Origin of the sequence: Streptomyces stelliscabiei, from assembly GCF_014873495.1 — a bacterium.
GTDB classification, from domain to species: domain Bacteria; phylum Actinomycetota; class Actinomycetes; order Streptomycetales; family Streptomycetaceae; genus Streptomyces; species Streptomyces bottropensis.
Genome location: NZ_JADBGF010000001.1, coordinates 4,913,225 through 4,940,158 on the forward strand (window position 1 = coordinate 4,913,225; position 26,934 = coordinate 4,940,158).

Genomic DNA, 26,934 nt, shown 5'->3' on the forward strand with positions numbered 1-26,934 from the left:
TGACCTGCACTGTTCCTGTGGACGCTAAACAGAATGTGTAGCGTCCGTCAGTGTCCGCAGCGTCCGGCCACCCTCTGCTGCTAAGAGCCGGTTTTCGCAGGTCACGGCCCACTCTTAGGAAGTGGCGGGTGCGGACGCTGTGGACACTGGGCGCCTGTGGGCCTGACGCGTCAGGCCGGTGTCAGCCCTGAGACGGTCCAGACGAGAAGAGACCACCCCGCGCCGCTGGTTGGTCTCTTCGTCCTCGCCCGCGCCAAGTCGGACGGTCGCTCTGGCACGAGCAAGAGGAGCATCACGTGCGGAGCGTGCTCCTCTTGCTTGGACCCTGAACGGTCGGGGCCCGAGCCCTCGGGAGCTCTCGCCTGCCGCCGCGTCACACCGTCACATGTGACGGCCGCGTCACACCCAAACCCCTAGGCAGACCCGCTGTGACGCGGGGCCGGGCAGCTGCTCGAAGCCCTCCCCGCGCCGCTCGTGCGTCCGCCGAAGTGGCCCAAGGACGCCACCCGCGCGAGCGGCAGGGTCAAGCGGCCCGCCCCGCTGCTGCGGTCCATCGGGATCACCGCGGACGACGCGCAACGTAGCCACGACCGGCACCGGCACCGACTCCTCACCCTGTCCCGCGCACCCGACGAAGACGCGTCAGCGTCCACCCCCGAACAAGCCTCCCTCTGGCCGGAGGTCGCCCCGCCGGGGCACGGCAGAACCCCCACCCGACCAGCACTGACGTAACCGGAACGCCCACCGGGCCGGGCCGCACACCAGCGGCCCGGACACGTCGAAGCTGCGGATGCTACAGCCGTCCAGCGTCCACAGCGTCCACACCCCTCGCCCCCGCTGGCCTGCACGAATACGGCCGTGCGGACGCTAGGGCGCTGCGGACGCTGAGATACACCAACTCTCTAGGACGGCCACCCGGCACCACTCCCACGCATCGCACCCCGGACACGAGGAGTCACCACCACCATGGCCACCATCGAGCCGACCGACCCCCGCGCGATCCTGCGCGGCGGCCGCCCCGCTGGGCTCCAACGAACACCGCGGCCGGCAGGGAGGAACACCCGCTCGGCCAAGCGAGGCAGGGAGAACTCCCTGACCGCCTCCCTGGCCTGCCTCCCTCTGCCTGACCAGCACGTACGCCCCCTCAGGGAGGCAGGAAGCCACACCCCCGGCACCCCCGGAAACCCTCTGTTGGAAGCCACCGAGACCCCCTGTCCCTGCCTCCCTGACACCCGCTGGAGCCCTGCTACCGGTAGCACCCCGACCCGCTACCGGTAGCAACCCCGCTAGCACCCCAAACCCCCAGTGATCAGGCCCGTAGCAAGTAGCGGGCCCAGCTCACCACACCCCAAAACCGGCCGGAGAGCCCCCATGGGCCCTCCCGCTCCCTCCTACCAACCGAAGGAGACAGCCCTCATGGGGGAAGCCCGCTCTCGCCAAGGCGGGCGTCATCCCGAAGGCCAAGAGCCGCGAGCACGCCGCCGCCCGCGAGCACGGCATGCACGCGCTACGGCACTTCTACGCGTCCGTGCTCCTGGACGCCGGAGAGAGCATCAAGGCGCTCGCTGAGTACCTCGGGCACTCGGACCCAGGGCTGACGCTGAAGGTGTACGCGCATCTCATGCCGAGCAGCCGAGAGCGAGCCCGGAAGGCTCTCCAGCCGCAAGGCCACGAGGGCTGAGGTTCCAGGGAGGTTCCAGACCATGAGAATGCCCCCGCCCCGCGCCATTCGCGCGGGTCGGGGGCATGGTCACAAACTCTACTTCTTCTTGCCCTGGTTCTTGACCGCCTCGATCGCGGCCGCCGCCGCGTCCGGGTCGAGGTAGGTGCCGCCCGGGTTGAGGGGCTTGAAGTCGGCGTCCAGTTCGTAGGAGAGCGGGATGCCCGTGGGGATGTTGAGGCCCGCGATGTCGGCGTCCGAGACGCCGTCGAGGTGCTTGACGAGGGCGCGGAGGGAGTTGCCGTGGGCGGCGACGAGGACCGTGCGGCCGGCGAGGAGGTCGGGGACGATGCCGTCGTACCAGTACGGGAGCATGCGGACGACGACGTCCTTGAGGCACTCGGTGCGGGGGCGCAGCTCCGGCGGGATGGTCGCGTAACGCGCGTCCGAGGCCTGGGAGTACTCCGAGTCGTCCGCGAGCGGAGGCGGCGGGGTGTCGTACGAGCGGCGCCACAGCATGAACTGCTCCTCGCCGAACTCGGCGAGGGTCTGGGCCTTGTCCTTGCCCTGGAGGGCGCCGTAGTGGCGCTCGTTCAGGCGCCACGAACGGTGTACGGGAATCCAGTGGCGGTCGGCGGACTCCAGGGCCAGCTGCGCGGTGCGGATGGCGCGCCGCTGGAGGGAGGTGTGGAGCACGTCCGGGAGCAGGCCGGCGTCCTTCAGCAGCTCACCGCCGCGCGTCGCCTCCTTCTCTCCCTTCGGCGTGAGGTTGACGTCCACCCAGCCGGTGAACAGGTTCTTCTCGTTCCACTCGCTCTCGCCGTGGCGGAGGAGGATCAGCTTGTACGGTGCGTCGGCCATGGCTCCGAGCGTAATCCACGGCCGGGAATCGTCGCCCACCTGGCCGACAGGCGGACAGGCCCGGCCCGCCGCACGCCGTTCGCCACCGGCAGCTGACCGGGGTCCCTAATTCAGTGGCCCGGCCCCCGACCCCGCTCGTAAGGTGTGCCCGCCGACTTGGCTACTTACGTCCGTGGGGGATCCGCATGCCACTCGTCGCTGCCGGACGTGCCGTCCGGGAGTCCGTCTCCGGGCTGCCCCGGGAGTTCTGGTGGCTGTGGACCAGCACGCTGGTGAACCGGCTGGGTGCGTTCGTCGCCACGTTCATGGCGCTGTATCTGACGCTGGACCGCGGGTACTCCGCCTCGTACGCCGGTCTCGTCGCCTCGCTGCACGGCCTCGGCGGGGTCGTCTCCTCGCTCGGCGGCGGGGTCATGGCCGACCGGCTCGGGCGCCGGCCCACCCTCCTCATCGCGCAGGCGTCGACGGCCGGATCGGTCGCGCTCCTCGGCTTCGTGCGGGATCCCGTGGCCATCGCCGCCGTCGCGTTCCTCGTCGGCGCGACCAGCAACGCCTCCCGCCCCGCCGTTCAGGCGATGATGGCGGACATCGTCCGGCCGGAGGACCGCGTACGCGCGTTCTCCCTCAACTACTGGGCCATCAACCTCGGTTTCGCCGTCTCCTCCATGGGCGCCGGGTTCATCGCCGAGGTCAGCTACCGCGTCGGCTTCCTGGCCGAGGCGGGGATGACGCTGGTCTGCGCGATCGTCGTCTTCCTGAAGCTGCCGGAGTCGCGGCCGGAGCGGACGGCGGCGGAGAAGGCCGGGACGCAGGACGTCGGACTGGGGACCGTGGTGCGCGACGGGCGGTTCATGGGCGTCGTCGGGCTCTCCTTCCTCGTCGCGCTGATCTTCCAGCAGGGGTCGGTGGGGCTGCCGGTCGCCATGGGAGAGGCCGGTTTCACGCCCGCCGACTACGGGCTCGCCATCGCCGTCAACGGGGTGCTGATCGTGGCCCTGCAGATCCCGGTCACCCGGGTCATCGAGCACCGCGACCCCGGACGCCTCCTCGTCGTCTCGTCCGTGCTCGCCGGATACGGCTTCGGCCTCACCGCCTTCGCCGGGTCGATCGGCGTCTTCGCCCTCACCGTCTGCGTCTGGACCCTCGCGGAGATCGTCAACGCGCCCACCCAGACCGGCGTCGTCGTCCGTCTCTCGCCCGTACAGGGGCGCGGCCGCTACCAGGGCATGTACACGATGTCGTGGTCCGTCGCCGCGCTCGTCGCGCCGCTGATGTCCGGGGTCGTCATCGACCGCTGGGGCGCCGAGTGGCTGTGGGGGCTGTGCGCGGTGATCGGGACCGTGGCCGGGGTGGGGTACTGGGCGTTGATGCTCCGGATGCCAGGGTCGGAGGCGGAGGTGGAGGTCGAGTTCGAGGTGGATGCGGAGGCCCAGGCCGCCGCGAGGGGGCCTGCTGCGGAGACGCCGTCCCTTGCGGGCCCGCGTCCGGGCCCGAGCCCGGGCCCGGACGCGGACGCGGACGTGCGTACGACCCCGTAGGCAGCACGGAACCCGTAGGTCCCCCGAGGGCGCGCGGCCGGCACCGGCTCGGCCTGAGGCCGGCACCGGCTCGGCCTGAGCGGCCCGGCCGCCTACGGATGCATCCGCGCCCCCTTCACCACCTTGTCCACCCCGTTGCGCGGCCCGTACACCGCCAGCCCCACCAGGTCCAACTCCCCCGTCCCCACGGCTCGTACGGCCGCTCGGTTGTCGCGGTCGTTGCCCGTGGTGAAGAGGTCGGACGTGAAGACGGCGCGGGGCAGGGCCCGGGCCAGCGCACGGGCGTGCGCCGTCCTGAGCACCTCCTTCGTCCCCTCGAAGACGAGGACGGGCTGGCGGAACATCGGGAGGTACGCCGTGCCGTCGGCGTCCTCGTACGGGTCGCCGATCACCTCCGGGATCATCGGTCCGACCCTGCTGACCAGGAAGGACGTGACGTTGAGGCGTTGCCAGGTCTCCAGGTCGTCGCGGAGGAGGACGACGATCTTGGTGTCGAAGCGGAGGGGGGCCGTGCTCGCGGAGGTCTCGCTGCTCATGGGACGAGACTGCCGACCAGCGTACGCCCCCGTCTTGTACGTTCTTTGCATGTGCCCCCAGCGGCCGAAGCCCCACCGGCCGACAGCCCAGCCGTCCCCCCAGCGCGAGGTCACCGCCTGGCGGCCGCGGGTGCCCGGCATCGTCGAGGTGTTCCACGCGCACTACACGGAGTACGCGTACCCGATGCACGTGCACGACGTCTGGACGCTGCTGATCGTCGACGACGGGGCCGTGCGCTACGAGTTGGACCGGCATGAGCACGGGACGCCGAACGACACGGTCTCGCTGCTGCCGCCCTACGTGCCGCACAACGGGGCGCCGGTCACGGACGAGGGTTTCCGCAAGCGGGTGTTGTACCTGGACCTGGATTCGAGTTCGCTGGACGAGAGCCTGATCGGGGCGGCCGTGGACGGTCCCGACCTGCGGGATCCGCTGCTGCGGCGGCGGGTGGGGCAGTTGCACGCGGCCCTCGCGCGACCGGGGGACGAGCTGGAGGCGGAGAGTCGGCTGGCGCTCGTCGGGGAGCGGCTGCGCGGGCATCTGCGCAGGCCACCGGCGCGTTCGGCCGCACAGCCGCCCGGCGGCCCCACGGTCGCCCACCGGCTGCGCGAACTCCTCGACGAGCGGGTCGCGGACGGGGTCACGCTGGCGGAGGCCGCGGGTACGGTGCACGCACACCCCGCGCATCTCGTACGGGCGTTCGGGGCGGCCTTCGGGATCGCGCCGCACCAGTATCTGATGTCCCGGCGAGTGGAGCGGGCCAGGCGGCTGCTGCTGGACGGGATGCGGCCGGGCGAGGCCGCGGCGGTGGCCGGGTTCTACGACCAGGCCCATCTGACGCGGCACTTCAGGCGGTGGGTGGGTGTCACCCCTGGCCGCTTTCGGAGCGGTCGGCCTTCGCACGGGTCAGGTGACTGAACGCGTCCAGGTTGCGCGTCGGCTCCCCCCGGGATACGCGCCAGGCGTACTCCTTGCGGATCGCGGAGGCGAAGCCCAGTTCGAGAAGGGTGTTGAAGGCGCCGTCGGCCGCTTCCAGGACCTGGCCGAGGAGGCCGTCGATGCCGTCGGGGGTGACGGCGGACAGGGGCAGCCGGGCCGTGACGTAGACGTCGCCGAGCGGGTCGACGGCGTAACTCACGCCGTACAGCTTGAGGTTGCGCTCCAGGAGCCAGCGGTGGACGCCCGCCTCGTTCTCGTCGGGGTGGCGGATCACGAAGGCGTTGAGGGAGAGGGAGTGCCGGCCGACGATCAGTGAGACGGTCGTCGAGAGTTTGCGGGTGCCGGGGAGCTTCACGACGTAGGTGCCGGGTGCCGGGCTCTCCCACTCCAGCTCGGCCTCGTTGAGGACCTGCTCGATGATCGACGCTTCGTCAGCCATGGGGCGAGCGTACCCGCCGGTAGGGGTGGGCGGCGGGTAGCGGGTGACGGGTGGCGACCGCCCGGGCGGTCGGGCCCCACCGCCGCTCACGCGTAGTGGCCCCGCACCCGGTGCCTGCGGTGGTCCTGCACGGCCGCCGCGTAGACGTCCGCGGTGGCGGCGGCCGAGGTGTCCCAGCCGAAGGACTCGGCGTGGGCGGCGGCGGCCGCGCCCATGCGGGCGGACAGTTCCGGGTGGTCGGCGAAATCGCGGAGCACGCGCGCGTAGGCGGCGGGATCGTGACCCTGCACCAGGAAGCCGGTCCGTCCGTCCCGCACGGCGACCGGGAGGCCGCCCACCGAGGCCGCCAGCACCGGCGTACCGGCCGCCTGCGCCTCGATGGCGACGAGCCCGAAGGACTCGCTGTACGACGGCATGACCAGCACGGACGCCGCCCGGAACCAGTCCGCGAGCTGCTCCTGGCCGACGGGCGGCCGGAACCGTACGACATCGGCTATCCCGAGCCGCGCGGCCAGCTTCTGCAGGCCTTCCGGCTTGGCGAGGCCACTGCCGCTCGGCCCGCCGACCACCGGCACCACGATCCTCGACCGCAGCTCGGGACGTTCGTCGAGGAGGACGGCGACGGCGCGCAGCAGGACGTCGGGGGCCTTCAGGGGCTGGATACGGCCGGCGAAGAGGGGGATCAGGGCGTCCTGGGGCAGGCCGAGACGGGTCCTCGCCGCCGCGCGGCCGTCGGCCGGTCGGAAGCGGTCGAGGTTCACGCCCGGGTGGACGACGGCGACCTTGGCCGGGTCGGCCTCGTAGTGGCGTACGAGTTCGTCGGCCTCCTCCGCCGTGTTGGCGATGAGGCGGTCGGCGGCGCGGACGATCTGGGTCTCGCCGATGACGCGGGCGGCGGGCTCGGGGGTGTCGTCGTCGGCGAGCGCGGCGTTCTTGACCTTGGCCATCGTGTGCATGGCGTGCACCAGGGGGACGCCCCAGCGTTCGGCGGCGAGCCAGCCGACGTGCCCGGAGAGCCAGTAGTGCGAGTGGACCAGGTCGTAGTAACCGGGTCGGTGGCCCGCCCACGCCTGCATCACCCCGTGCGTGAAGGCGCACAGCTGGGCCGGGAGTTCCTCCTTCGCCAGCCCTTCGTACGGGCCCGCGTCGACGTGCCGGACGAGGACGCCCGGGGCCAGCTCGACCGTCGGGGGCAGGGCGCCCGTCGTGGCCCGGGTGAAGATCTCCACCTCGACGTTCTGCGCGGCCAGCCGCTGCGCCAGCTCCACGATGTAGACGTTCATCCCGCCCGCGTCACCCGTGCCGGGCTGGTGCAGCGGCGACGTGTGCACCGACAGCATCGCGACCCGGCGGGGCTTCCGGTGCAGCCGAAGCCGCCCGGCGCCGGCCGGGGAGCGCCGTCCGAGCCTGCTGACGTAGTGGCTCACGTGGCGTCCTCCTCGCTCCGGGCATGCCGTTAGGAGGGTGTGGGGCCCTCTGGTCAGGCAGAACGCCGGAGGAGGCCGTTCCATTTCCGCTTTGCAGAATTATTACCGAATCTCGCTCAACCGTTCGACCACATGGTGAGTGGTGGGGCTGTGGCGCCTTCCAAGGGCGGGTGCCCCTCGGCGGGGAAGCGCGCGATCACCCGAAGGCGCCGGAGGAATACGCTCACTGCATGGCAAGACCAGTCGGCACCGTGACGCGCGGCACCACCAACCCCAACCGCCTGCGCCGCATGGACCGCTGGATCGCGGCGACGCACGGCGCCGAACTCCGCCGTGCCACCGCGCCCCTCGCCGTCGACCTCGGCTACGGCGCCGCCCCCTGGACCGCCGTCGAGCTTCTGCGCCGCCTGCGCGAGACGGCGCCCCGCACCGAGGTGGTCGGCGTCGAGATCGACCCGGCCAGGGTCGCGGCGGCGAAGCCGTACGCGTGCGAGGGCCTGACCTTCCGGCACGGCGGCTTCGAGGTGCCCGTACCGGGCCGCCCGACCCTCGTCCGGGCCGCGAACGTCCTGCGCCAGTACGACGAGGAGGAGGTCAGGGCCGTCTGGGAGCGCCTGTGCGCCCGTCTCTCGCCGGCCACGCCCTCGTCCTCGGGGGGCCTGCTCGTGGAGGGCACCTGCGACGAGATCGGCCGCCGCCACGTCTGGGTCGCGCTCGGCCCGGAGGGCCCCCGCACGGTCACCTTCGCCACCCGCCTCGGCTCCCTGGACCGCCCCTCCGACCTCGCCGAGCGCCTCCCCAAGGCCCTCATCCACCGCAACGTCCCCGGTGAACCGGTGCACGCCTTCCTCCGCGACTTCGACCGCGCCTGGGCCGCCGCGGCCCCCTACGCCTCGTACGGGGCCCGCCAGCGCTGGATCCGCACCGCTCGCGCCCTCGGCGCGGACTGGCCGGTTCGGGACGGGGTGAGGCGATGGCGGCAGGGCGAAGTCACGGTGGCGTGGGAGGCGTTGGCGCCGAGGGGGTGAGCGCGCAGCCGACCCGCGTCCGCGTCGATCACCCAGAGCGATGAACTCGTGACGGACGGGAACGATCGCCTCGGGCCGATCGTCACACAGACGGGAGCAACGATCTCCTCGACTCGTGAGTCACACAGATGCGAGCGGAAGCGGGCGAGCGGAAGCGGGCGAGCGGAAGCGGGCGAGCGGAAGCGAGCACCGAGGGAGGGGCGGGGAGGGGATGGGAGTACCGGGGAGGGCGGGGGAACGGACGTGGAGCCGCAAGAGGGAGCCAGGGACGGGGAGTTCGTGGTCGCTCACCCCTGTTGGATCACGCGACGCCGTGACACGATCACCGAGCACCGGCAAGTTACTGACGGTTAACCAGTTCTTTTTCCAGTGGGGTTGGGGGCAAGAGGTATGGGAGCCGGCAAGCGGAGCCTGACCATGGCGGCCGTGGCCGTGGTCTGCGCGATGACCGTGCTGGGTGCACCGGTCAACGCGTACGCGAGCCAGACGAAACCGACCGAGCCGACCCCGGGTCCGGCCCCGTCGCCGTCGAACACCGCGGGCGGTTCCGGCACTCCGGAGACCTACCCGACTCCCGTGACGAACGAGGAGCTGGAGGCCGTACGCACGAAGCTGGAAGGCCTCTACCACGACGTGGCGGTCGCCACGGACGCGTACAACGCGGCCGAGGAGAAGGCCGACAAGCAGTCCGAGGAGCTCGTCGATCTGGCCCACGAGGTCGACAAGGGCCACGCGAAGCTGGACAAGTTGCAGGATCTCATCGGCGCCGCGGCCCGCGCCCAGTACCGCGGTGGCGGCCTCCCGCCGGAGGTGCAGCTGTGGCTGACGGAGAACCCCCAGGACTTCCTGGAGGGTGCGGACCGTCTGCGTCAGGGCCAGCTCGCGACCAAGGGTCTGCTCGCCGAGATGACCCGGACGCAGGAGGACTTGGAGCAGTACGCCAAGGACGCCTCCGCGCGCTGGAAGAAGCTGGAGGCCAACCGCAAGGCCAAGGAGAAGGCCAAGAAGAAGATCAAGAAGCAGATCGCCGCCGCCGAGGAGCTGGAAGGCCAGCTGGAGGACGACGAGCGTGAGCGGTTGGCGCAGCTGGAGGAGGCCGCCGCGGAGAAGTCACAGGCCACGTGGCTGGGCTCCGGCATCCTGGACGAGATCAACGGCAAGGCGTCGCCGCAGGGCAAGCAGGCCGTGAAGTTCGCGACGGACCAGATAGGCAAGTGGTACGAGTGGGGCGCCGAGGGCCCCGACACCTACGACTGCTCCGGTCTCACCAGCAAGGCGTGGGCCGCCGCCGGTCTGACCATCCCCCGCACCTCCCAGGAGCAGTGGCGCCTGCTCAAGCACATCGACATCCAGGACATGCGCCCCGGCGACCTCATCATCTACAACGCCGACGCCAGCCATGTCGCCATGTACCTGGGCAACGGCTCCATAGTCCACGCCCCCCGCCCGAACCGTAAGGTCTCGATCGCCGGGGCAGGGACGATGCAGATCCTGGGAGTCGTACGACCGGACGCGTGAGCGGGTCGCCTACGGCTGGGCGGGGCGGGACAATCCGGTGCGGTGGCGATGCCGGTGGCGGTGGCGGTGGCGATGCTGGTGCCGGTGGCGAGGCTGGTGCCGGTGGCGATGCTGGTGCCGGTCGGCAGCGGCAGGTGGACCGTCGCCCCTGCCGGGCGGGTGCGCCTCACGCGTGCACGATTTCCGTACCGGGTGGCGGGGTGAGGCGGGCGGCTGCGCGGCGACGCGCACCAAGCCGCCTGCCGCCGGCCACCGGGCGGCAGGCGGCAGGCGGCAGGCGGCAGGCGGCAGGCGGCAGGCGGCAGGCGGCAGGCGGCAGGCGGCAGGCGGCAGGCGGCAGGCGGCAGGGTGCGCACGACCCGCGGGGGCCGGCCCGTGGGCACCGACCGTGCCCCCGCCAGTCACGTGACCCACCCCACGTGACTCGCACCACCTTCCCCGACCCGGCTCAACCTCCGCCGCGTGACATACGTCATCCCAGGAGAAAGCCCTGCCATGTCCAAGTGCGGTACATGATGCGGCATATGACTCCGGCCGTTTGCCGCCCGGCGTCCCGCCGAGCATTCCGTTGTGGCGGCGCCTGGCGCTATGGTCCCCGTCGGTGGGTCGAGGTCCCTCGCCCCACCGTGCCCTCGGGGGGAGGGAAGGAACCCAAACACGATGCCCGTACCCGTACCGCGGCAGAGAGCGATCCCGGCCGTGGAGAGTGGTCAGGCGCACGCCGTGTCCGCATCCAGCGGACCGTCCGGAGAGGGGGCGGCCATGAACGCCTCGGCCCTGGCCCCTGCAGACAAGTCGAAGACGCCCGGCCCCACCGGCGACCGCGCCACGGGCCCGGCAGGCCTGCCCGCCCCCGCCGCACAGCCCGGCGGACCCACCAACCTCACGGTCCTCCTCATCCAGGACGACCCGGCGGGTTCCCTCAACGTGCCCGAGTTGCTCGACTCCACGGGCAAGCCGATCCGCGTGCGCACCGCCCGCAACCTCACCGAGGCCCAACGGCTGCTGACCGACGACGTCAACTGCATCCTCCTGGACCTGGCACTCCCGGCCCCGGCCCGCCCGACCGACACGGACACCGAGGCGGCCGACCGCCCCGAGGACGAACTCGCCGTCCTCAAACACGTCCTGCGACTGGCCCCCCGCCACGCCGTGCTGGCCCTCACCGACTCCGGCGACGCCGAACGCGGCACGGAGGCGGTACGGGTCGGAGCACAGGACTACCTCTTCCGGGACGAAGTGGACGGCCGCCTGCTGAGCCGCGCGATCCGCTACGCGGTGGAGCGGAAGCGGTCGGACACCGCCGAGCGCCGGCTCACGGAGTCCAAGCTGCGCGCCCAGGAGAACGCCCGCCTGGAGCGCGGCCTGCTGCCGACACCGCTGCTGGAGGGCTCGTCCCTGCGGTTCGCCGCCCGCTACCGGCCGGGCCGTTCCCGCGCCCTGCTCGGCGGCGACTTCTACGACACCGTCCGCACTCCCGACGGCACCGTGCACGTCATGATCGGTGACGTCTGCGGGCACGGCCCCGACGAGGCGGCACTCGGTGTGGAGCTGCGGATCGCCTGGCGGGCGCTGACGTTCGCGGGGCTGTGCGGCGACGAGTTGCTGTCCACGCTGCAGCGCGTCCTGGAACACGAACGCGAGAGCGACGAGATCTTCGCGACGCTCTGCACGGTCGACATCGCCCCCGACGGCCGCCGCGCGGGCCTCTGCCTCGCCGGTCACCCGGCCCCGCTGATCGTGCGCCACGGCCGCGGCATCCGGCCCACCCCGCCGGCCGACCTACTGCCGTCCGACAACGGCGGGCCGGCCCTCGGTCTGCTGCCGAACGCCCGCTGGCCGCGTACACAGATCGAGCTGGGCGCCGCCTGGAGTCTGATGCTCTACACGGACGGCCTGATAGAGGGCCGGATCGGCCAGGGCAAGGAGCGGCTGGGGCAGGACGGCATGGTCGAGATGGTCCGCCGTCAGCTCGCCGAGGGCCTGCGCGGCGAGGATCTGCTACGCGCGGCGGTGAACGAGGTCCGCGACCTCAACGGCGGCGAACTGACCGACGACGTGGCGGTCCTTCTGCTGGACCGAGAGGGCTGACGGGTCCGGCCGAGGCTCCGCCCCGGCTCTTTCGCCCTGCCTTCGCCCTGCCCTGCTCGGGGGGTCAGCGACCGCCGTTGTACGGGCCGTACGGACCGTCGCTGCTGGAGCCTCGGCGGCCGCCGCCGCCCCCGCCGCCGCCGGAGATCTGCTTGACCGCGGGACGCACATCCACGATGTACACGATGCTCGCGATGACGCCGATGATCGGCAGGAACGACAGGATCGAGAACAGATAGCTCACGACGAGGGCGATCCCGAGGATGATCAGCCAGAACACCTTGGTCTGCTTGTCCGCCGCGCGGAACGCGTCCTCACGCCGGAACGCGGCGTCGAAGAGCCCGAACGCGGCGAGAGCCATCAGGACGATCTTCAGAAGTCCCAGGAACCCCACGAAGCCCGTCATCAGCATGCCGCCCACACCACCCGTTCCGTTCGCTCATCCGACTGCCGACCGGCTGTCCGGTGCCGAGGCCGACTCCTACGCGGCCACCGTACCCGTAGAACGGGCCGGCCACCCCAAAGGTGCCCGGCCCGTCTCCGTACCGCGAAGTACCGCGCGGGTACCTCCGAGATACCGCGCGGGTACCTCTCTCTCTGTCGCCGACTTCTCCGTCGGCTATGTCGCCCACCGGGCGGCGCGTCCTGCCGCCTACTTCGCGGGCGGGGTGGTCTTCTTCGCGGTCGGCGCCTTGCGGACCGGGGCCGGCTTCTTCGGCGCGGCCTTCTTGGCGGCGGGCGCGGGGGCGGGCGCGGCCTGGGCCGGAACGGGCTTGGCGGCCGCCGGCTCGTCCTTGACCTCGACCGGCTTGGAGTTCGGCTCGACGGCGATCGCCAGCTCCTCGATCTCCTCGGCGGCCTCGCCACGCCAGGTCTTCACGGCCTGCTCACCGTGCTCGGCGACCTTCTCGTACGTCTCGCGGGCCTTCACCGCGTACTCGGCGGCGACGCCGACGCTGCGCAGCGCGAGGTCCTGCGCGGTCTCACCGAACTTCTTCAGGTCGGTGTCGAGGCTGCCGATGAACTCGGTGACCTTGGTCTGCAGGTTCTCCTGGGTCTCCTTGACCCGGGCGGTCGCCTTCTCCTGGACGGCCTTCGGGTCCGTCTGGCGTACGGCGTCGATCCGGGCCGGCGCCTCGGCGCGCAGCTGCTCGACGATGCCGGGGACCTTCTTCGCCTGCTGCAGGGCGAGGTCGGCGGTGCCGGCGGCGAAGTAGAACGGCGTCGGGTCGGTGACGGCCTTGCGGATGTCGTCGGTGATGGCCATGGTGATGGTCCTCCGGGTTGCTGTCAGCTGAGGGTTTGTGTGGTTCGGGTCCGCGTACGAGACTCCGGCGCCGAAGCGGGCGAAGTCAGCGAAGTCTTCTGATCATCGAGGTCGTCAACTCGCCGTCTGCCGCGGACCGGCATCGCCGCCGTCGCCGGCCGTACCGGAGCCCGGGCCGGGGGCCGAGGGTGCTGCGGCCTCCGTCACCACGCCGAGGTCCAGGTCGATCTCGAATCCGTTCTCCTTGCGGAAGGACTCGTAGATCTGGAGCAGCACCTGCTTCTGCCGCTCGTTCAGTGTGGGGTCGGCGAGGATGACGGCACGCGTCTCCACCTCGTCACGATCCCGCTCGGCGTCGAGAATGCCGGCCCGCACGTACAGCGTCTCGGCGGAGATCCGCAGCGCCTTGGCGACCTGCTGCAACACCTCCGCGCTCGGCTTGCGCAGCCCGCGCTCGATCTGGCTCAGATACGGATTGGACACCCCGGCGGCGTCGGCGAGCTGCCTGAGCGACAGCTGCGCGTTTCGCCGCTGTTCACGCAGGTACTCACCGAGATTGCCGACGTTGAGCGATGCCATGCCTCCACCATGCCCCACCCCCGCTAACTATTGCAAGCACCCGCTTGCAAAAGTGCGCTAGGCCACGCGCGGGCCGGGGGCCTGTGTAGCGAACGGTGGTGTCCGTTCCCTGTTCATCTGCGGTTTCCCGCCGGGTCTGCAGTGTGAAGTGAACGGGTCCCGGAAGACCTGCGCAGCGAGCAGCCCTACCGGCCCGCGAGGAGGATCGAACCGGGTTTTTGAGGGCTGCGTTCGATACAGGCGTCCGTGCGTTCGTCTAACGGTGGTTTTACCGGAAGGGACCTCGGCAGTGCCGTACTGCCCCGTGAAGCCGTGGCGAGCCGTTAGTGCTGGTGCTCTCGCACTTGGCGGTCAGGATGGCTGGACTTGATCGAAGAGGGCGAGAGCTTCGGCGGGGTCCGGGCTCATGAGGCGTTCCAGACCGGCCGTCGTGATCTTCGCCCACCTGCCGGCCCGTGCCCACATCCGTTCCTCGAAGGCGCGGACGGCTTCGTCCAGATCTCCAGGGCCGGGGGTGGCGGCGATGGACTCGGCGAGTTCAGCACCTTCCAGCATCGCGAGGTTCGCGCCCGCTCCCAATGGGGGCATCAGGTGGGCGGCGTCGCCCAGTAGCGTCACCCCGGGGACGTGGGTCCAGGTGTGGGACACGGGCAGGACGTAGAGGGGGCGGTGGATGAAAGCGGTGCCGTGGCGGAGGAGGTCGAGGACGGGAGCGGCCCAGCCGTCGAACAGAGCCAGCAGGCTCGATCGCACGGCTTCGACGTCGGCCAGGTCCAGGTTCGCGTGCCAGTCCAGCGGCGCACGGAACTTGGCGTACACCTTGACGTGGCCGCCGCTGTTGCGCTGGGCGACGAGAGCTCGGTTCACGCCGTACACAGCCACGGAACCGTCGCCGATCAGCCGGGCGAGGTCGGGGTGGCGGGTGTCGACGTCGTCAAGGGAGGTCTCGACATAGGTGACGCCGGTGTAGTGCGGTGTCGCCGGCGAGACTGCCGGGCGGATCCGGGACCAGGCACCGTCCGCGCCGACCACGAGGTCGAACGCCTCCTGTCGCCCGTCCGCAAAGTGGACCAGTACGCCGTCCCGGGCCCCCGGCACCACCTGCGTTACGCCCCGACCCCACCGGACGTCGAGAGGGCCGAGCAGCAGGTCGCGGAGTTGGCCGCGGTCGATCTCGGGATTGGCCCGGTCATCCGGGCGGGGTTGCCAGTCGCGCAGGACGGTCCCGTCCGTGTCCAGGACGCGCATGGCCTGCCCCTCGGGACGAGACAGTGCCTGGAACTCCGCCAGCAGCCCCGCCTTGTCCAGCGCGAGCTGGCCCATCCCTTCGTGCAGGTCCAGCGTGCCGCCCGGAGGGCGGGCGTCGGGGGCGGGATCGCGTTCGAGGACGGCGACGGGGGAGCCATGACGGTGCAGGACACGGGCGAAGGTGAGGCCGGCAGGACCGCTCCCGACCACTGCGATGCGATGTCTCATGGCGATACACTGTATTGCTCGTATACGGCGCATCGCAACGGTACGGTGAGAGCATGACTGTCTGGGACCGGCCGGAGCCGCCGACTCGCCCCGTGCCGCTCGACCGGGAGCGGATTGTCGCCGCCGCCATCGCACTGGCCGACGAGGGCGGGCTGGAGGCGGTGTCGGTGCGCAAGGTCGCGGCCCGCCTGGACGCCGGTCCGATGCGGCTGTACAGATACATCTCCACCAAGGAGGAGCTGTTCGACCTCATGGTGGACGAGGTCCAGGCCGAGACCCTCCCCGAGGAGCAGCCCGGTGACTGGCAGGAGGCCTTGCGCGGCCTCGCCCAGCGCACCAGGCAGGCCGCCCTCCGCCACGAATGGCTGGCCGACCTCCTCGGCGGTCGCCCGACCCTGGGTCCGAACGGCCTCGCCGTGACCGAGGCCACGCTGGCCGCCTTCGACGGCCTCACCGATGTCGACACCGTCATGCGCGCCGTGGAGACTGTCAGCGCCTACTTCATCGGCGCGATCAGGCGCGAGATCGCGAACCTGCGGGCCGAGCGCGCCACGGGCCTGTCCAAGCACGACTGGCAGCAGGCCCACGGCCCGCATGTGACGAGAATGCTGGCCACCGGCCGCTTCCCGGCGCTGGCCAAGGCCGTGCATGACGGCACGGACGTGGACGCCGAGACATCCTTCGCAACCGGCCTGGACTGGGTTCTCGACGCCGTGGCCGCCAAACTGACCCGGCCGCCGACGTGACGCTCAGCTCTTGCCGAATGTGAGCGAGGTCGGGGTCGGCATCCACCGGCCGGGCGGGGCTTGCGCCGCCACCACTGCATGACACGGCCCAGCGACGGGGGATCGCGCCGAACTGCGTAATCACCCGGACGAGGGGTTTGGTCCCATTCAAGCTGCCCACTCCCTACAGGTCTGCAAAGTGGCATACATGGGTCTGAGTGTGCTGGAGGGGGCGAAGCCGTCACAAATAGACGGCTTCGAGGTCGGCTGGCGGGACGACCAGGGTGAACATCGGCTGCCGTTGGCGGATGCGGTCTCGGTGCCGTTCGAGGCCGGGCCGCCGGTCCGCGGCTTCCCGTCATATCGGGGCAACGACATTTCCCTGGGTTGTATTGGTCGTCGACGATTCCGAGTCTGCGCTATTGGGGGAGGGTGACCAGGATGCGGCCGTGGCCACCGCCGGTGTCGACGTGGTCGTGGGCCTTGGTGATGTCGTCCAGCGGGTAGCGGTCGCGGACGTCGACGGTGAGGGCGCCGACGGCGGCGGCGGAGGTGAGGTCGCGGGCGGCCTGGCGCTTGGCCTCGGCGGGGAAGTCGTCGCTGCCGAGCAGCCGCAGGGTGACGTTGTTGAACAGCAGCGGCCAGAAAGGGACTTCGGTGCGGTCCGCGCGGGTGGCATAGGCGGCGATGACGGCATTGTCGGCGGCGACGGCGTTGTCGAGGTCGGCGTTGTCGGACAGCGCGACCTCGATGATCCGGTCGACGCCCCGCGGCGCGTAAGAGCGGATGGCAGCGGCGGGTTCGCCGGTGTCCAGGGCGACGGCGTGGGAGACGACGGCCGGGTCGACGTGGTCGAGGTCCGTGGTGCGGCGGACGGTGGCGATCACGGTGGCGCCGGCCCAGTGGGCGAGCTGGGCGGCCAGGGAGCCGACGCCGCCCAGAACTCCGTGGACCAGGACCAGTCGGCCGTCGACCGGGCCGTCGGCGAAGACGGTGCGGTGGGCGGTGATACCGGGGATGCCGAGGCTCGCGCCCAGTTCGTCGCCGAGGTGGTCGGGTAGCGGGACGGCCAGATCCGCAGGGACGACGGTGTACTGGGCGGCGGTGCCGAAGGGGCGGTAGGACTGGGCCCCGTGCACCCAGACCCGTTGCCCGACGCGGCGGGCGTCGACCCCGTCGCCCACGGTGTCGATGACTCCGGCGGCGTCGCTGTGCGGGATCACCCGCGGGTAGGCCATGGACGAGCCGAGCCAGCCACGCCGTTTCTTGGTGTCGCCGGGGTTGACGCCCGAGACGGTGACGCGGACGCGGACCTCGCCGGGGCCGGGGACGGGATCAGGGAGTTCACCGACGTGCAGGACATCGGCGGCGGGTCCCTGGTCGTCGTACCAGGATGCAAGCATGGGGGTACCTCCGTGGACAGTCAGCTCGCGGGAGCGGCGGGCGCATGCGGATCGCTGTCGGTGCATCCGGTGTCGAATACGGGCGGCTTCTCGCCGAGGGTCTCGCGCAGCCAGGTCCGTTCGGCGCGACTGGTGGCGCGGGCGGTGAGCAGCATGCCGCGTCGGTAGGGGTCGGCGATCTCCTCGGCACGCAGGGGTCGCTCGTTGTCGTAGAAGAAGCTCGCCGGTTCCTCCAGGAACTCCAGCCGTCTGCGCAGCACCGCGTGCCGTTCGGCCACGTCGGGCAGGTGGGAGAGGAATGCCAGGACGACGTAGAACCGGGTGAAGTCGGTGATCTCGTGGTCGGCGGGCTTACGCAGGCGCTGAAGCATGTCGGCCCGCCCTGCCGCGGTCAGGCTGAGCACGTACCGGGCCGCCCCCGCGGCCGGGTCGGCACGCCGCTCGACCAAGCCCGCCCTGGTCAGACGATTGATCGCCGGATACAGGCTGCCGTCACTGACGGGCCGCGTGTAGCCGGTCAGCTGTGAGACGCGGCGACGCAGCTCGTGCCCAGGCAGGGGTCCCTCGGCGAGGAAGCCGAGTATCGCGAGTTCGAGCATGGGTTCATCCTCGCACACCTACATCGAATCGATGTGAACATCGATTCGATGTTAGGCTCCCCGGTATCCATCCATCGTCTTTGGAGAGGCACAGCAAGATGCCGGCGCAGTCCAGCGAGTCAGTGATGAACCGCTTCGTCGAGTTCATCAACACGGGCGACGAGGGTCTCGCTCACGAAGTCATTTCTCCGGACGCGGTGTTCCACGCACCCAGCCACCCGAAACCGCTGCGGGGGCCCGATGGGTACATGGAAGTCCTCGGGATGATGCGCAGCGCCTTCCCGGACGTCCAGTGGACGCTGGAGGAGACGGTCACCGAAGGCGACACGGTCGCCGCGCGGTTCACCATGCGGGGAACCCACGACGGTGAATTCTTCGGGATCCCGGCGACCGGCAACAAGATCTCGGTGCAGGCCATGAACTTCTACTATCTGGCCGACGGCCGGATCGTCGGCGAACGGGGGCAGCCCGACCTCCTCGGGGTGATGCAGCAGATCGGTGCCGTACCGGCGCCGTGAACCTCGTGGCGCCGCGTGAGCCTGTTGTCGCGCGGACCTACCGCTGCCGGGAGGTACGTCGCCCCGGCAAAGGGTAAGGCCCACACCGGCCCGCGGGCGGCCGACGCAGGTTCACTGCAAGAGGCCGGCCTTCCACATGACGTTCCTTGCCGTCCAACCCAGTCGGCGCAGGCGGCCAGGGGGTCCGGGCCGAAGGAAGCGTCACGCGACTGCGTTGACAGCGAAGTTGGTCCGCGCAGGTCAGCGACTTCAGCCCGACTAACTTCGCTGTCAAAGGACAGCAGCGCGACCAAGACCGCCTAGCAGCTACGGCCGGACCATGGCAGGGCAACGATCAACGCGTGCTGACGCAGAAGGGATGTCCCGCCGGATCGGTGCAGGGCCACCGGCATCCGCGCGGCGTCGGCGTCGGCGTCTTATATGGATCGGCTGTTACAGAATCCGGGCATGGCACATCAGTCGAGCGTGCCCAGGGCGACCTCCACGAGTGGTTCGAGAGCCTTTGCGTCCGGGGTGACCTTCGAGGAGACGAGGAGTCCGTTGAGGAAGGTGACGAGGAAGGCGGCGAGGGTGTGCGGATCGTGCCGCGCCGAGATCTCGCCGCGCTCCGCCGCCGCGCGCAGCAGGCCGGTGAGGGCGTCCTCGTTGGCGTTCAGCACGTCCCGTACCGTGCGACCGCCGCCTCGGTGTCGAACTCCCGGGTCCTCGCCATGCCTTCACCGCAGCTGTTATGGAACGTGCGATCAAGAATGCCCCAAGCGACGCAGGCGACCCCCTCCCGCTCCCGCTCCCGCCCCCGCTCCCGCCCCCGCCCCCGCTGGCTGGAATGTTCTGGGCGTCGCGGCGAGACGGGGAAGCTTGAGGCATGCGTCCGACCGACTGGCATCTCACCGCAGACGTCAACGACTTCCACGCCCGAGCTGGGGACTTCCTTCGCTCGCGCCCCGCTCTGCACACCATGGCGCTGACGGTGACGGAGAAGTACCGAACTGAGGGAGTGGCCTCCCGGCACGGCGCCGAGGGTCCTGTTTTCGGCCGACTGGAGTGCGAGGGCGAGGTCCGCGCGGCCTTCCTCCAGCGCACCCCGAGCGGTTCCCTGAGCGTCACGTCCCTCGCTCCCGAACAGGCCGACGCGCTCGCCGTCCGTCTGGCCGAGCTGAAGCACCCGGTCCCCGGTGTGGTCGGTGACCATGACTCGGCCGCCGCGTTCGCCGAGGCATGGCAGCGGCGGACGGGCGCGGAGCCGGTGCCCAGCACGCGGCTCCATCTCCACCGTCTCGGCACGCTCACCCCACCGGAGCCGTTCCCCGAGGGCCGGGGGCGCGCCGTGGGCGAGGAGGACCGGGAGCAACTCATCCGCTTCTGCCGCGAGTTCTGCGTCGACGTCGCCGAACAGCCCTCCATCGACCTGATCGACGCCGGCTCCTGGGCCGACTCGCGCTTCGCCGACAGGCACTTCACGTTCTGGGAGACGCCCGACGGCACCCCCGTGTCGATGGCGGCCAGGACCACGGTCGTCGGCGCCATGAGCAGGGTGGATCCCGTCTACACCCCCGCCCACCTCCGGGGGCGCGGCTACGCGGGCGCCGTGACGGTGGCGGCGAGCCGCGCCGCGCTGGCCGCGGGCGCGAAGGAGGTCGTGCTGTTCACCGACCCTGCCAACCTCACCAGCAACGCCCTCTACAGGCGCCTCGGCTACGTCCTGCTCACCGACTTCATGGTCTACGAGTTCCCGTCCACCGCGTCGGAGGCCGGCTGAGAGCCGACGGATCCGTGACCACGGCGGACACGCACGGGGGCGCGGCCCCGAATCTCCGGCCCCGAAATCTCCGGCCCCTGCCCCCTGCCCCCCGTGCGGGCGGCAGACTTGCCCCATGACCGCCATCGCTCCGAACGCCAAGGCCGACCTCCGCCTCTATCTGCAGTCCGCCCGCGACGCCCTGGTGTGGAAACTCGAAGGGCTGTCGGAGTACGACGCCCGCCGCCCGCTGACCCCGACCGGCACCAACCTCCTGGGGCTGCTGAAGCACGCGGCCGGCGTCGAACTGGGCTACCTCGGCGACACCTTCGGGCGCCCCTCGGGCGAACCCCTGCCCTGGCTCGACGGTGACGCCGAGCCCAACGCGGACATGTGGGCCACCGCCGACGAGTCCCGCGAGGACATCGTGGGGCTCTACCGCCGGGCCTGGGCCCACGCGGACACGACCCTCGACGCGCTCCCGCTGGACACGGTCGGAAGGGTGCCGTGGTGGCCCGACGGCAAGGACGAGGTGACGTTGCACCACGCCGTGACCCGCGTGATCGCCGACACCCACCGGCATGCCGGACACGCCGACATCCTCCGGGAACTCCTCGACGGCGCGGTCGGCATGAACGACGGCAACACGAGCATTCCGTCGAGCGACCCGGCATGGTGGGAGAAGTATCGCGGCCGCTTGGAACGCGCAGCCGAGGAGGCCGAACGAAAGGCGTGAACCGGCCCGACAGACAGGCCATTTCCTTCGACCGCGTCACCCCACCTCCAGAACGCGCCGGAATTCAGGCCGAATACGCATTGCCCGGCCCCGGCCCCTCCCCTTATCGTGGGCGCATGACTGCCGGGTCGGCCTCGCGCCGTGAGTGGATTGGTTGCCCGGCCTCCGAGTGAGGCCGGGGCGGGCCAGGAGCCCGCCTGCTGAGGTTCCGCGCGCCGAACACCGTTCTCTTCTCCGATCTCCCACCGACGAGATCCGACGAGATCCGACGAGATCATCGGGTGCCTACCCGGGTTCCTACGGTGTTCCCGACGCACCACGGGTGCGCCCTTCACGTGTCCGCGCGCACCGAAGTCGCACACCACCACACCGCAGCGCATCACTTCGCATCGCGACACACCGCACCGCACCGCATCCTCGGTAGAGGCCCTCACCCTCACGCATTCCACCGACGCGTCCATTCCGTCGGCCATTCACCGACTCACGCGCTGCGGCAATCACCCCTGCCCGAATTCCGCGACGAAAACCCCGTCGCGCGGCCACCAATGGAAAGCAGAGAATGCCCCACCCTTTCAACCAGCAAGTCATCGACGAGTTCCGCGCCCGCCACGGCGAGGTCGGCGGATACTTCGAGGGCGCCCGGCTGATCCTCCTCACCACCACCGGCGCGCGCACCGGCAACCGGCACACCACCCCCCTCGGCTACCTCCCCGACGGCGACGGCACGATCCTGGTCATCGCGTCGGCCGGGGGTTCGCCCAAGCACCCCGACTGGTACCGGAACATCACGGCCGACCCCCGGGTCACCGTGGAGAGCGGGGCGTTCACCTACGAGGCCGAGGCCGTCGTCCTGGAGGGCGAGGAGCGGGACCGGGCGTTCGCGCGAGCCGTCGAGGACGAGCCGGGATGGGCCGAGTACCAGGCGAAGACGGACCGTACGATCCCGGTCGTCGCCCTGCGCGAGGTCCCCGTGGCCGGCCCCCCGAACATCAACGCCGGTTCCATGGGCGAGGCCGTCAAGGTCGTCCATGACGCGTTCCGCCGCGAACTGGCGCTGATCAAGAAGGAGTTGACGGCGAGCAACGGCCGGGCCGGGCTCGGTGCCCAGCTCCGCGTCAACTGCCTCACCTTCTGCCAGGGGCTCCACAACCACCACACCGGCGAGGACATCGGCCTCTTCCCCTTCCTCTCCGACCGCCACCCCGAACTGGTCCCGGCCCTCACCCGTCTCCACGAGGAGCACGAGCGGATCGCCGCCCTCTGCGAGGAGCTGCGCCGGGTCGTGACGGCCGAGAACGCCGCCCCCGGGGCCGTACTCCCCGAGGTGGAGCGCCTCATCGACGAACTCGAAGCCCATCTCGCCTACGAGGAGGCGCAGTTGATCCCCGTGCTGGACGCCGTGGCGGTGCCGTCGACATCCTGAGCGGCGCGGTGCGGGAAAGGGCGCGACAGCAGGCGCGCGTGCCCTGCTGAACAACCGGTGAGCAGCGCGCGAGCCCCCCGGGGGGAGGGAGATCGGGCTCGCGTGCGCGCCGCTCACCGGCACCGCTCACCGTAGCCACGGCCCCGATCACCAAGGTGCCGGTACGGTCATGACTCCGCCGCCTTCCGGTAACACGACCACACCCGCAGACACTCGCCGTACGCGTCGCCGGTCGGGGCCGGCGCCGCCCGCCCGGAGCCGGTCGCTCACCACGGCAGCGCTCGCGCGTGCACCACGTCCAGACGCGACACCGCGCGCGTGAGCACCACGTAGAGCCGGTGCAGCCCCCGCTCCTCCGCCGCCACGATCGCGGCCGGCTCGACCACCACGACATGGTCGTACTCCAGCCCCTTCGCCTCCCCGGCCCCCAACACCGCCACGCGCGCGCCGAGTTCGCCCGGTCCGCCCGTGAGGATGCCGGCCTCGCCGAGCGCCTCCCGCAGCCGCAGGACGTCCGGCCCGTCGGCCGCGATGACCCCGATGGACCCCTCACGGGCGAGCGCGTCCCGCACGGCGTTGACGGTCGTCCCGGGCACGGCTTCGGGGACGGCCGTGGAGACAGCCTCGGCGGCGGCGCCTCCCGCACCCCCGGCCCCCGCACCCCCGGCCTCCGTACCGCCCATGCCGCCCGCCCTTCTGATCCGCAGCTCCCCGTCCCTCCGCAGGGACCGGGCGGCGGGCACGTCCACCCCCAGGCGCCCCAGCAGCCCGTTCGCCAGTCCGACGATGGCCTGCGGCACCCGGAACCCGGTGGTCAGAGGGACGACATGGGCGTCCGGCTTGCCCAGGTGGGCGAGGAGTCCGGGCCAGTCGCGGGCGGCCCAGGGGGTCGTCCCCTGGGCCAGGTCACCGAGGACGGTCACCGAGCCGTAGGCCGCCCTGCGGGCGATCGCGCGGCACTCCATCGGGGAGAGGTCCTGGGCCTCGTCGACGACGACATGGCCGTAGCCCTCCGGGTGGGCGAGCAGCCCCGCGACCTCGTCGAGGAGCACGAGATCGGCGGCCGACCAGCGGGCCGAGCGCCATGTGCGCGGCGGTCTCGCCCAGCCGACGGCCTTCCGCTCCCCCGCGTCGAGCAGCCCCTCCGCCGCGACGGCGAGCGCGTCCGGGTCCCCGAGCAGCCCGGCCAGGACCTCCTCCGGCCGGACCTTCGGCCACACCGCCTCGACGTACGCGCCGACCGGCCGCGACCGCGAGATCCGGTACACCCACGCGTTCGGGCGGGGTCCCGCCCGCCGCTCCGCCTGCATCTGCAGCAGCCGCACGACCCGCGCCCGGACGCGCTCCCGCCCGACGTCGTAGGGCAGGTCCTGCGCCCGTACGTCCGCCACGATCCGTCGCAGCTCGTCCCCGGACACCCGCCAGCGGTACGAACCCTCCGCGAGGACGAGCGAGTCGAAGCGATCGGGCTGCTGTGGGCGCTCCGACTGGCCCGACCGCTCCGACCGCTCCGACTGCTCCGGCCGCCGCCCGGATCGTCGGTCACCGTCCGCCACCCGCGCGTACAGGGCCCGGCGGAGCACCTCCGCCATCCGGGGGTCGTGCTTCACGGCCGCCGCGCGCTCGTCGTCCTCCGCCGTGACCGGGTGCCGGGCGATCTCGTCCGTGACCGTCGACTGGCGTACACCCGTCTCGCCCAGCGCCGGCAGCACCTCCGCGATGTAGGAGAGGAAGGTGCGGTTGGGGCCGAGGATCAGCAGTCCGCCGCGGCGGATGCGCTGCGGGTAGGTGTAGAGGAGGTACGCGGCCCGGTGCAGCCCGACGGCCGTCTTGCCGGTGCCGGGGGCGCCCTGGACACAGACGGAGGTGCCGAGATCCGCCCGCACGAGGTCGTCCTGCTCCGGCTGGATGGTGGCGGCGATGTCCCGCATGGGGCCGAGGCGGGGCCGCTCGATCTCGGCGGCGAGAAGGCCGCCGGGGCGGGCGGTGACCGCGCTGCCGGATACGCCACCGCGGTCCAGGCGCTCGTCCTCCAGCCCCGTGAGGTCGGCCGAGTCACCCCGGCTCCCCGGCGCCCACCCGAAGCGACGCCGGACGGCGACACCCCGTGGATCACGGGAACTCGCCTGGTAGAAGGCCCGCGACACCGGCGCCCGCCAGTCGACGACGAGAGGCGGCACAGCCGGAGCCTCACTGATCCGCAACCGCCCGACGTGATAGCTCTGCCCGGCGTGATCGGCGTCCGTGCGGGCGCCGAAGTCGAGCCGCCCGAAGAACAGCGGCCCCTCGGGCAGCTCCCGCATCTCCTTGGCACGGCTGCGCAGCCGGTACCCGAGCACCTCGGCGTCCGCCCCCGACGCGGAGACGTCCTCCCCGACGACGACCTGTTCCCCCGCGCCTTGGACCATGGCGGCGAGGGCGGCGCGGCAGGTGTCGTGATACGCCCGCTCGTCGGCGAGCGTGCGCCGGAGTGCGGGGTCCACGGCAGGTTCGAGAGAGGTCATTCCACCGAGCCTACCGAAATAATGTAACCGAGTTACATTCCTTACCGAGTCTCGTACGCTTCGAGCCCGCCTGCACCGTCCGAGCGACCCCCGAGCGAAGCGGACCGATCCGAGCGACCCCCGAGCGAAGCGGACCGATCCGAGCGACCCTGTCAGGCCACCGCACCTCCGAGCGGAAGCGCCCCCTCCAGCCGCCCGAAGACCCGCTCGGCGGCGGCGACGGCGTCCCGCTCGACCTCCTCCACCGGCTCCCCGCACTCGACCCGCCGCCGGTTCTCCTCCGCGAGCACCCGCCGTACGGCCACGATCTGCCCGGCGGCGACCCGCGCGTCGAGCCCGCCCCCGAGCACCTCGGCGAGCGCGGCCTCGGCCCGCTCCAGATGGCCGTACGCCCGCGCGACCAGCGACGGCGTCCCATAGAGCAGCCGGTGGAAGGCGAGCACCTGCGGATGGTCGTTCAGCCCGGTCACCGGGTCCCGCCGCGCGAGCCCCGCCAGGAAATGCGCCCGCACGGCCCCCACGACCGACTCCCCCTCGGCCCGCCCGGCCACCACCCGCGCCGTCTCGTCCTCGTGATCGGCGATCCGGTGGAGCACAAGGTCCTCCTTGGCCGGGAAGTACCGGAAGAGGGTCGGCTTCGAGATCTCCGCCGCCGCGGCCACCTCGGCCACGGACACGGCGTCGAACCCCTTCTCCAGGAACAGCCCGATCGCGATCCCGGACACCCGCTCGTACATCCGCTGCCTCTTGCGCTCGCGCAGGCCGGTCTCACTCATACGGACGAGCCTACGCAGCGCCGGCGCCCGCCCGGAGCCACCGGGTGAGCGCCGCCTCGATCGCCCCCACGTCGGGCACCTCCTCGACGCCCAGGGGGTACGCGCCCCTGCTCAGCACCTCCCGGAGCGACCGACTCGCACGGCGCAGCAGGGCCCCGTCCACCTGGGGCTCAAGTCGCAGGGACTGCGAGGTGCGCATCACGTCGGTGAACACCGACTGCGCCCTCTTGTAGTCGAGGAGCTTCGGGAGGTCCTCCCGCCAGCCGTGGGAACTCCCCGGGCGGACGCCCTCCACGAGTGCGCACCACCGCCGCGTCATCCGCCGCTCCTGCTCTGGCGGGTAGCGCATCAGATACAGATGGGTGGCCAGGTCGTAGAGCGGGTCGCCGAACATCGCGAGTTCCCAGTCGATGGCCCAGAGCCGGCGATCTGGGTCGACGATGAGGTTCTCTCGGTGCAGGTCCGCGTGGAGGAGACAGAACGGTCGCTCCCGCAGGCCGGCCACATGCTTTCTGAGCTGCTTGAAGGAGTCGTGATCCAGGTTCAGTCCGGCGAACAGTTCCCCGTACTCCGCGAGGTTGGCTCCGTAGACGCGCTCCTCGGTGAAGCAGATCAGGCGGTCGAGGAATCCGGCGCTGTCGCCCTCCGGTGCCCGGTCGCCCGCCTCGCACCTCCGCTTCACCAGCAGGGACCGGGGTCGTACGGCGACCAGTTGGCGGAACAGGGTGAGGATCTGCTCGAACGCCTCGTCGGGGACCGCCGTGCCGGAGGCGTGGAGCGCTCCGAGGGTCGCTCCTTCGATGAACCGCTGGAGGACGGTGCCCTCGACCTCGATGAGGTCCGGGATGTTGTCGATACGCCCCTGCAGCTCGGTGAGCAGACGCTCCTCCGAGTCGAAGCAGCGCCGGTCGAACCAGAGCAGACCGGCGCGGGGCTCACGGCACTTCCAGCGGGCGCCCCCCGCTGCGAACCTGGCCTCGGGCGGCAGCGGGAAGACATACGTCTCGTGGTGGTAGCCGCTGAGCGGTCCCTCCACCTCGTCCGGGGCGGCGCTCATCTCACCGGCGCGGCGCCGCCCCGTGGAATCCGATTCAGCTGGCATTGCCCGTTCTCTCGCCGTGGTCGCACCAGTGGTGAAATCAAGGAAGTGGA

24 protein-coding genes and 2 pseudogenes are annotated in these 26,934 nt (G+C 71.3%); 12 read left to right on the forward strand and 14 right to left on the reverse strand.

Going from position 1 to position 26,934, the window contains the following annotated elements:
* Window positions 1–1,423: 1,423 nt before the first annotated feature.
* A pseudogene (locus H4687_RS21655) lies at window positions 1,424–1,681 on the forward strand (tyrosine-type recombinase/integrase); the annotation flags it as partial.
* Window positions 1,682–1,759: 78 nt separating this feature from the next.
* Here the strand turns inward: H4687_RS21655 and H4687_RS21660 are convergent.
* Complete coding sequence (locus H4687_RS21660) at window positions 1,760–2,521, reverse strand: phosphoglyceromutase (RefSeq protein WP_046917378.1); 762 nt, start codon at window positions 2,519–2,521, stop codon at window positions 1,760–1,762.
* A gap of 185 nt (window positions 2,522–2,706) precedes the next feature.
* Here H4687_RS21660 and H4687_RS21665 point away from each other — a divergent pair, with 185 nt between their 5' ends.
* A complete protein-coding gene (locus H4687_RS21665; protein ID WP_046917377.1) occupies window positions 2,707–4,059 on the forward strand; it encodes an MDR family MFS transporter in 1,353 nt (450 codons plus the stop codon).
* Between the two features lie 92 nt (window positions 4,060–4,151).
* Here H4687_RS21665 and H4687_RS21670 read toward each other — a convergent pair whose 3' ends face one another.
* On the reverse strand, window positions 4,152–4,595 hold the full coding sequence (locus H4687_RS21670) for a DUF2000 domain-containing protein (protein ID WP_046917376.1): 444 nt from the start codon (window positions 4,593–4,595) through the stop codon (window positions 4,152–4,154).
* 49 nt (window positions 4,596–4,644) lie between these two features.
* Here H4687_RS21670 and H4687_RS21675 point away from each other — a divergent pair, with 49 nt between their 5' ends.
* Entirely contained in the window at window positions 4,645–5,514 is an 870-nt protein-coding gene (locus tag H4687_RS21675) for a helix-turn-helix transcriptional regulator (protein WP_046917375.1), read from the forward strand.
* Here the strand turns inward: H4687_RS21675 and H4687_RS21680 are convergent.
* Entirely contained in the window at window positions 5,462–5,974 is a 513-nt protein-coding gene (locus H4687_RS21680) for a type III secretion system chaperone family protein (RefSeq protein WP_046917374.1), read from the reverse strand. The two genes, H4687_RS21675 and H4687_RS21680, sit on opposite strands and share 53 nt — an antisense overlap.
* A gap of 86 nt (window positions 5,975–6,060) precedes the next feature.
* Window positions 6,061–7,401 carry a D-inositol-3-phosphate glycosyltransferase gene (gene mshA, locus H4687_RS21685; protein WP_046917373.1) on the reverse strand — a complete coding sequence of 447 codons (1,341 nt, stop codon included), beginning with the start codon at window positions 7,399–7,401 and terminating at the stop codon, window positions 6,061–6,063.
* A gap of 230 nt (window positions 7,402–7,631) precedes the next feature.
* Here mshA and H4687_RS21690 point away from each other — a divergent pair, with 230 nt between their 5' ends.
* The 4 genes from H4687_RS21690 (at window position 7,632) to H4687_RS21705 (ending at window position 12,038) form a co-directional block, all read left to right on the forward strand.
* A complete protein-coding gene (locus H4687_RS21690; protein WP_078907441.1) occupies window positions 7,632–8,429 on the forward strand; it encodes a class I SAM-dependent methyltransferase in 798 nt (265 codons plus the stop codon).
* A 390-nt stretch (window positions 8,430–8,819) separates the two neighbouring features.
* A complete protein-coding gene (locus H4687_RS21695; protein ID WP_046917689.1) occupies window positions 8,820–9,947 on the forward strand; it encodes a C40 family peptidase in 1,128 nt (375 codons plus the stop codon).
* Window positions 9,948–9,989: 42 nt separating this feature from the next.
* Entirely contained in the window at window positions 9,990–10,151 is a 162-nt protein-coding gene (locus tag H4687_RS21700; RefSeq protein WP_159026222.1) for a hypothetical protein, read from the forward strand.
* Between the two features lie 456 nt (window positions 10,152–10,607).
* Window positions 10,608–12,038, forward strand: a complete 1,431-nt coding sequence (locus H4687_RS21705) for a PP2C family protein-serine/threonine phosphatase (protein WP_046917688.1) — start codon at window positions 10,608–10,610, stop codon at window positions 12,036–12,038.
* Window positions 12,039–12,102: 64 nt separating this feature from the next.
* Here H4687_RS21705 and H4687_RS21710 read toward each other — a convergent pair whose 3' ends face one another.
* From H4687_RS21710 to H4687_RS21725, 4 genes are all read right to left on the reverse strand, one after another.
* Window positions 12,103–12,450 carry a DUF2516 family protein gene (locus tag H4687_RS21710; protein WP_046917691.1) on the reverse strand — a complete coding sequence of 116 codons (348 nt, stop codon included), beginning with the start codon at window positions 12,448–12,450 and terminating at the stop codon, window positions 12,103–12,105.
* Between the two features lie 240 nt (window positions 12,451–12,690).
* Complete coding sequence (locus tag H4687_RS21715; protein ID WP_046917687.1) at window positions 12,691–13,305, reverse strand: hypothetical protein; 615 nt, start codon at window positions 13,303–13,305, stop codon at window positions 12,691–12,693.
* 114 nt (window positions 13,306–13,419) lie between these two features.
* Window positions 13,420–13,884, reverse strand: coding sequence for a helix-turn-helix domain-containing protein (locus H4687_RS21720; protein WP_046917686.1), 465 nt, complete (start codon window positions 13,882–13,884; stop codon window positions 13,420–13,422).
* A 351-nt stretch (window positions 13,885–14,235) separates the two neighbouring features.
* Window positions 14,236–15,360, reverse strand: coding sequence for an FAD-dependent oxidoreductase (locus H4687_RS21725; RefSeq protein WP_046917685.1), 1,125 nt, complete (start codon window positions 15,358–15,360; stop codon window positions 14,236–14,238).
* Window positions 15,361–15,413: 53 nt separating this feature from the next.
* Between H4687_RS21725 and H4687_RS21730 the strand changes: the two genes are divergently transcribed.
* Window positions 15,414–16,106, forward strand: coding sequence for a TetR/AcrR family transcriptional regulator (locus H4687_RS21730; RefSeq protein ID WP_046917684.1), 693 nt, complete (start codon window positions 15,414–15,416; stop codon window positions 16,104–16,106).
* 398 nt (window positions 16,107–16,504) lie between these two features.
* Here the strand turns inward: H4687_RS21730 and H4687_RS21735 are convergent, their stop codons facing one another.
* Window positions 16,505–17,488 (reverse strand): NADPH:quinone reductase, encoded by a 984-nt coding sequence (locus tag H4687_RS21735; RefSeq protein WP_046917683.1) that lies wholly within the window; start codon window positions 17,486–17,488, stop codon window positions 16,505–16,507.
* Between the two features lie 20 nt (window positions 17,489–17,508).
* Window positions 17,509–18,087 carry a PadR family transcriptional regulator gene (locus H4687_RS21740; RefSeq protein WP_046917682.1) on the reverse strand — a complete coding sequence of 193 codons (579 nt, stop codon included), beginning with the start codon at window positions 18,085–18,087 and terminating at the stop codon, window positions 17,509–17,511.
* Window positions 18,088–18,212: 125 nt separating this feature from the next.
* Here H4687_RS21740 and H4687_RS21745 point away from each other — a divergent pair, with 125 nt between their 5' ends.
* Entirely contained in the window at window positions 18,213–18,605 is a 393-nt protein-coding gene (locus tag H4687_RS21745; RefSeq protein WP_225966774.1) for an ester cyclase, read from the forward strand.
* A 455-nt stretch (window positions 18,606–19,060) separates the two neighbouring features.
* Here H4687_RS21745 and H4687_RS21750 read toward each other — a convergent pair.
* A pseudogene (locus tag H4687_RS21750) lies at window positions 19,061–19,279 on the reverse strand (TetR family transcriptional regulator C-terminal domain-containing protein); the annotation flags it as partial.
* A 191-nt stretch (window positions 19,280–19,470) separates the two neighbouring features.
* Here H4687_RS21750 and H4687_RS21755 point away from each other — a divergent pair.
* The 3 genes from H4687_RS21755 (at window position 19,471) to H4687_RS21765 (ending at window position 22,502) form a co-directional block, all read left to right on the forward strand.
* Window positions 19,471–20,364 carry a GNAT family N-acetyltransferase gene (locus H4687_RS21755; protein WP_046916739.1) on the forward strand — a complete coding sequence of 298 codons (894 nt, stop codon included), beginning with the start codon at window positions 19,471–19,473 and terminating at the stop codon, window positions 20,362–20,364.
* Between the two features lie 115 nt (window positions 20,365–20,479).
* Complete coding sequence (locus tag H4687_RS21760) at window positions 20,480–21,079, forward strand: DinB family protein (RefSeq protein WP_046916740.1); 600 nt, start codon at window positions 20,480–20,482, stop codon at window positions 21,077–21,079.
* Window positions 21,080–21,638: 559 nt separating this feature from the next.
* A complete protein-coding gene (locus H4687_RS21765; protein WP_046916741.1) occupies window positions 21,639–22,502 on the forward strand; it encodes a nitroreductase/quinone reductase family protein in 864 nt (287 codons plus the stop codon).
* 266 nt (window positions 22,503–22,768) lie between these two features.
* Here the strand turns inward: H4687_RS21765 and H4687_RS21770 are convergent, their stop codons facing one another.
* From H4687_RS21770 to H4687_RS21780, 3 genes are all read right to left on the reverse strand, one after another.
* On the reverse strand, window positions 22,769–25,006 hold the full coding sequence (locus H4687_RS21770) for a HelD family protein (RefSeq protein WP_050399182.1): 2,238 nt from the start codon (window positions 25,004–25,006) through the stop codon (window positions 22,769–22,771).
* A gap of 152 nt (window positions 25,007–25,158) precedes the next feature.
* Entirely contained in the window at window positions 25,159–25,782 is a 624-nt protein-coding gene (locus H4687_RS21775; protein ID WP_046918916.1) for a TetR family transcriptional regulator, read from the reverse strand.
* Between the two features lie 10 nt (window positions 25,783–25,792).
* Entirely contained in the window at window positions 25,793–26,884 is a 1,092-nt protein-coding gene (locus H4687_RS21780; protein ID WP_046918917.1) for an aminoglycoside phosphotransferase family protein, read from the reverse strand.
* Window positions 26,885–26,934: the final 50 nt, after the last annotated feature.

Coding starts and splice junctions, on each gene's coding strand:
- H4687_RS21660 (WP_046917378.1), bottom strand. CDS start 2,521: ATGGCCGACGCACCGTACAAGCTGATCCTCCTCCGCCACGGCGAGAGC.
- H4687_RS21665 (WP_046917377.1), top strand. CDS start 2,707: ATGCCACTCGTCGCTGCCGGACGTGCCGTCCGGGAGTCCGTCTCCGGG.
- H4687_RS21670 (WP_046917376.1), bottom strand. CDS start 4,595: ATGAGCAGCGAGACCTCCGCGAGCACGGCCCCCCTCCGCTTCGACACC.
- H4687_RS21675 (WP_046917375.1), top strand. CDS start 4,645: ATGTGCCCCCAGCGGCCGAAGCCCCACCGGCCGACAGCCCAGCCGTCC.
- H4687_RS21680 (WP_046917374.1), bottom strand. CDS start 5,974: ATGGCTGACGAAGCGTCGATCATCGAGCAGGTCCTCAACGAGGCCGAG.
- H4687_RS21690 (WP_078907441.1), top strand. CDS start 7,632: ATGGCAAGACCAGTCGGCACCGTGACGCGCGGCACCACCAACCCCAAC.
- H4687_RS21695 (WP_046917689.1), top strand. CDS start 8,820: ATGGGAGCCGGCAAGCGGAGCCTGACCATGGCGGCCGTGGCCGTGGTC.
- H4687_RS21705 (WP_046917688.1), top strand. CDS start 10,608: ATGCCCGTACCCGTACCGCGGCAGAGAGCGATCCCGGCCGTGGAGAGT.
- H4687_RS21710 (WP_046917691.1), bottom strand. CDS start 12,450: ATGCTGATGACGGGCTTCGTGGGGTTCCTGGGACTTCTGAAGATCGTC.
- H4687_RS21715 (WP_046917687.1), bottom strand. CDS start 13,305: ATGGCCATCACCGACGACATCCGCAAGGCCGTCACCGACCCGACGCCG.
- H4687_RS21720 (WP_046917686.1), bottom strand. CDS start 13,884: ATGGCATCGCTCAACGTCGGCAATCTCGGTGAGTACCTGCGTGAACAG.
- H4687_RS21725 (WP_046917685.1), bottom strand. CDS start 15,360: ATGAGACATCGCATCGCAGTGGTCGGGAGCGGTCCTGCCGGCCTCACC.
- H4687_RS21730 (WP_046917684.1), top strand. CDS start 15,414: ATGACTGTCTGGGACCGGCCGGAGCCGCCGACTCGCCCCGTGCCGCTC.
- H4687_RS21735 (WP_046917683.1), bottom strand. CDS start 17,488: ATGCTTGCATCCTGGTACGACGACCAGGGACCCGCCGCCGATGTCCTG.
- H4687_RS21740 (WP_046917682.1), bottom strand. CDS start 18,087: ATGCTCGAACTCGCGATACTCGGCTTCCTCGCCGAGGGACCCCTGCCT.
- H4687_RS21745 (WP_225966774.1), top strand. CDS start 18,213: ATGAACCGCTTCGTCGAGTTCATCAACACGGGCGACGAGGGTCTCGCT.
- H4687_RS21755 (WP_046916739.1), top strand. CDS start 19,471: ATGCGTCCGACCGACTGGCATCTCACCGCAGACGTCAACGACTTCCAC.
- H4687_RS21760 (WP_046916740.1), top strand. CDS start 20,480: ATGACCGCCATCGCTCCGAACGCCAAGGCCGACCTCCGCCTCTATCTG.
- H4687_RS21765 (WP_046916741.1), top strand. CDS start 21,639: ATGCCCCACCCTTTCAACCAGCAAGTCATCGACGAGTTCCGCGCCCGC.
- H4687_RS21770 (WP_050399182.1), bottom strand. CDS start 25,006: ATGACCTCTCTCGAACCTGCCGTGGACCCCGCACTCCGGCGCACGCTC.
- H4687_RS21775 (WP_046918916.1), bottom strand. CDS start 25,782: ATGAGTGAGACCGGCCTGCGCGAGCGCAAGAGGCAGCGGATGTACGAG.
- H4687_RS21780 (WP_046918917.1), bottom strand. CDS start 26,884: ATGCCAGCTGAATCGGATTCCACGGGGCGGCGCCGCGCCGGTGAGATG.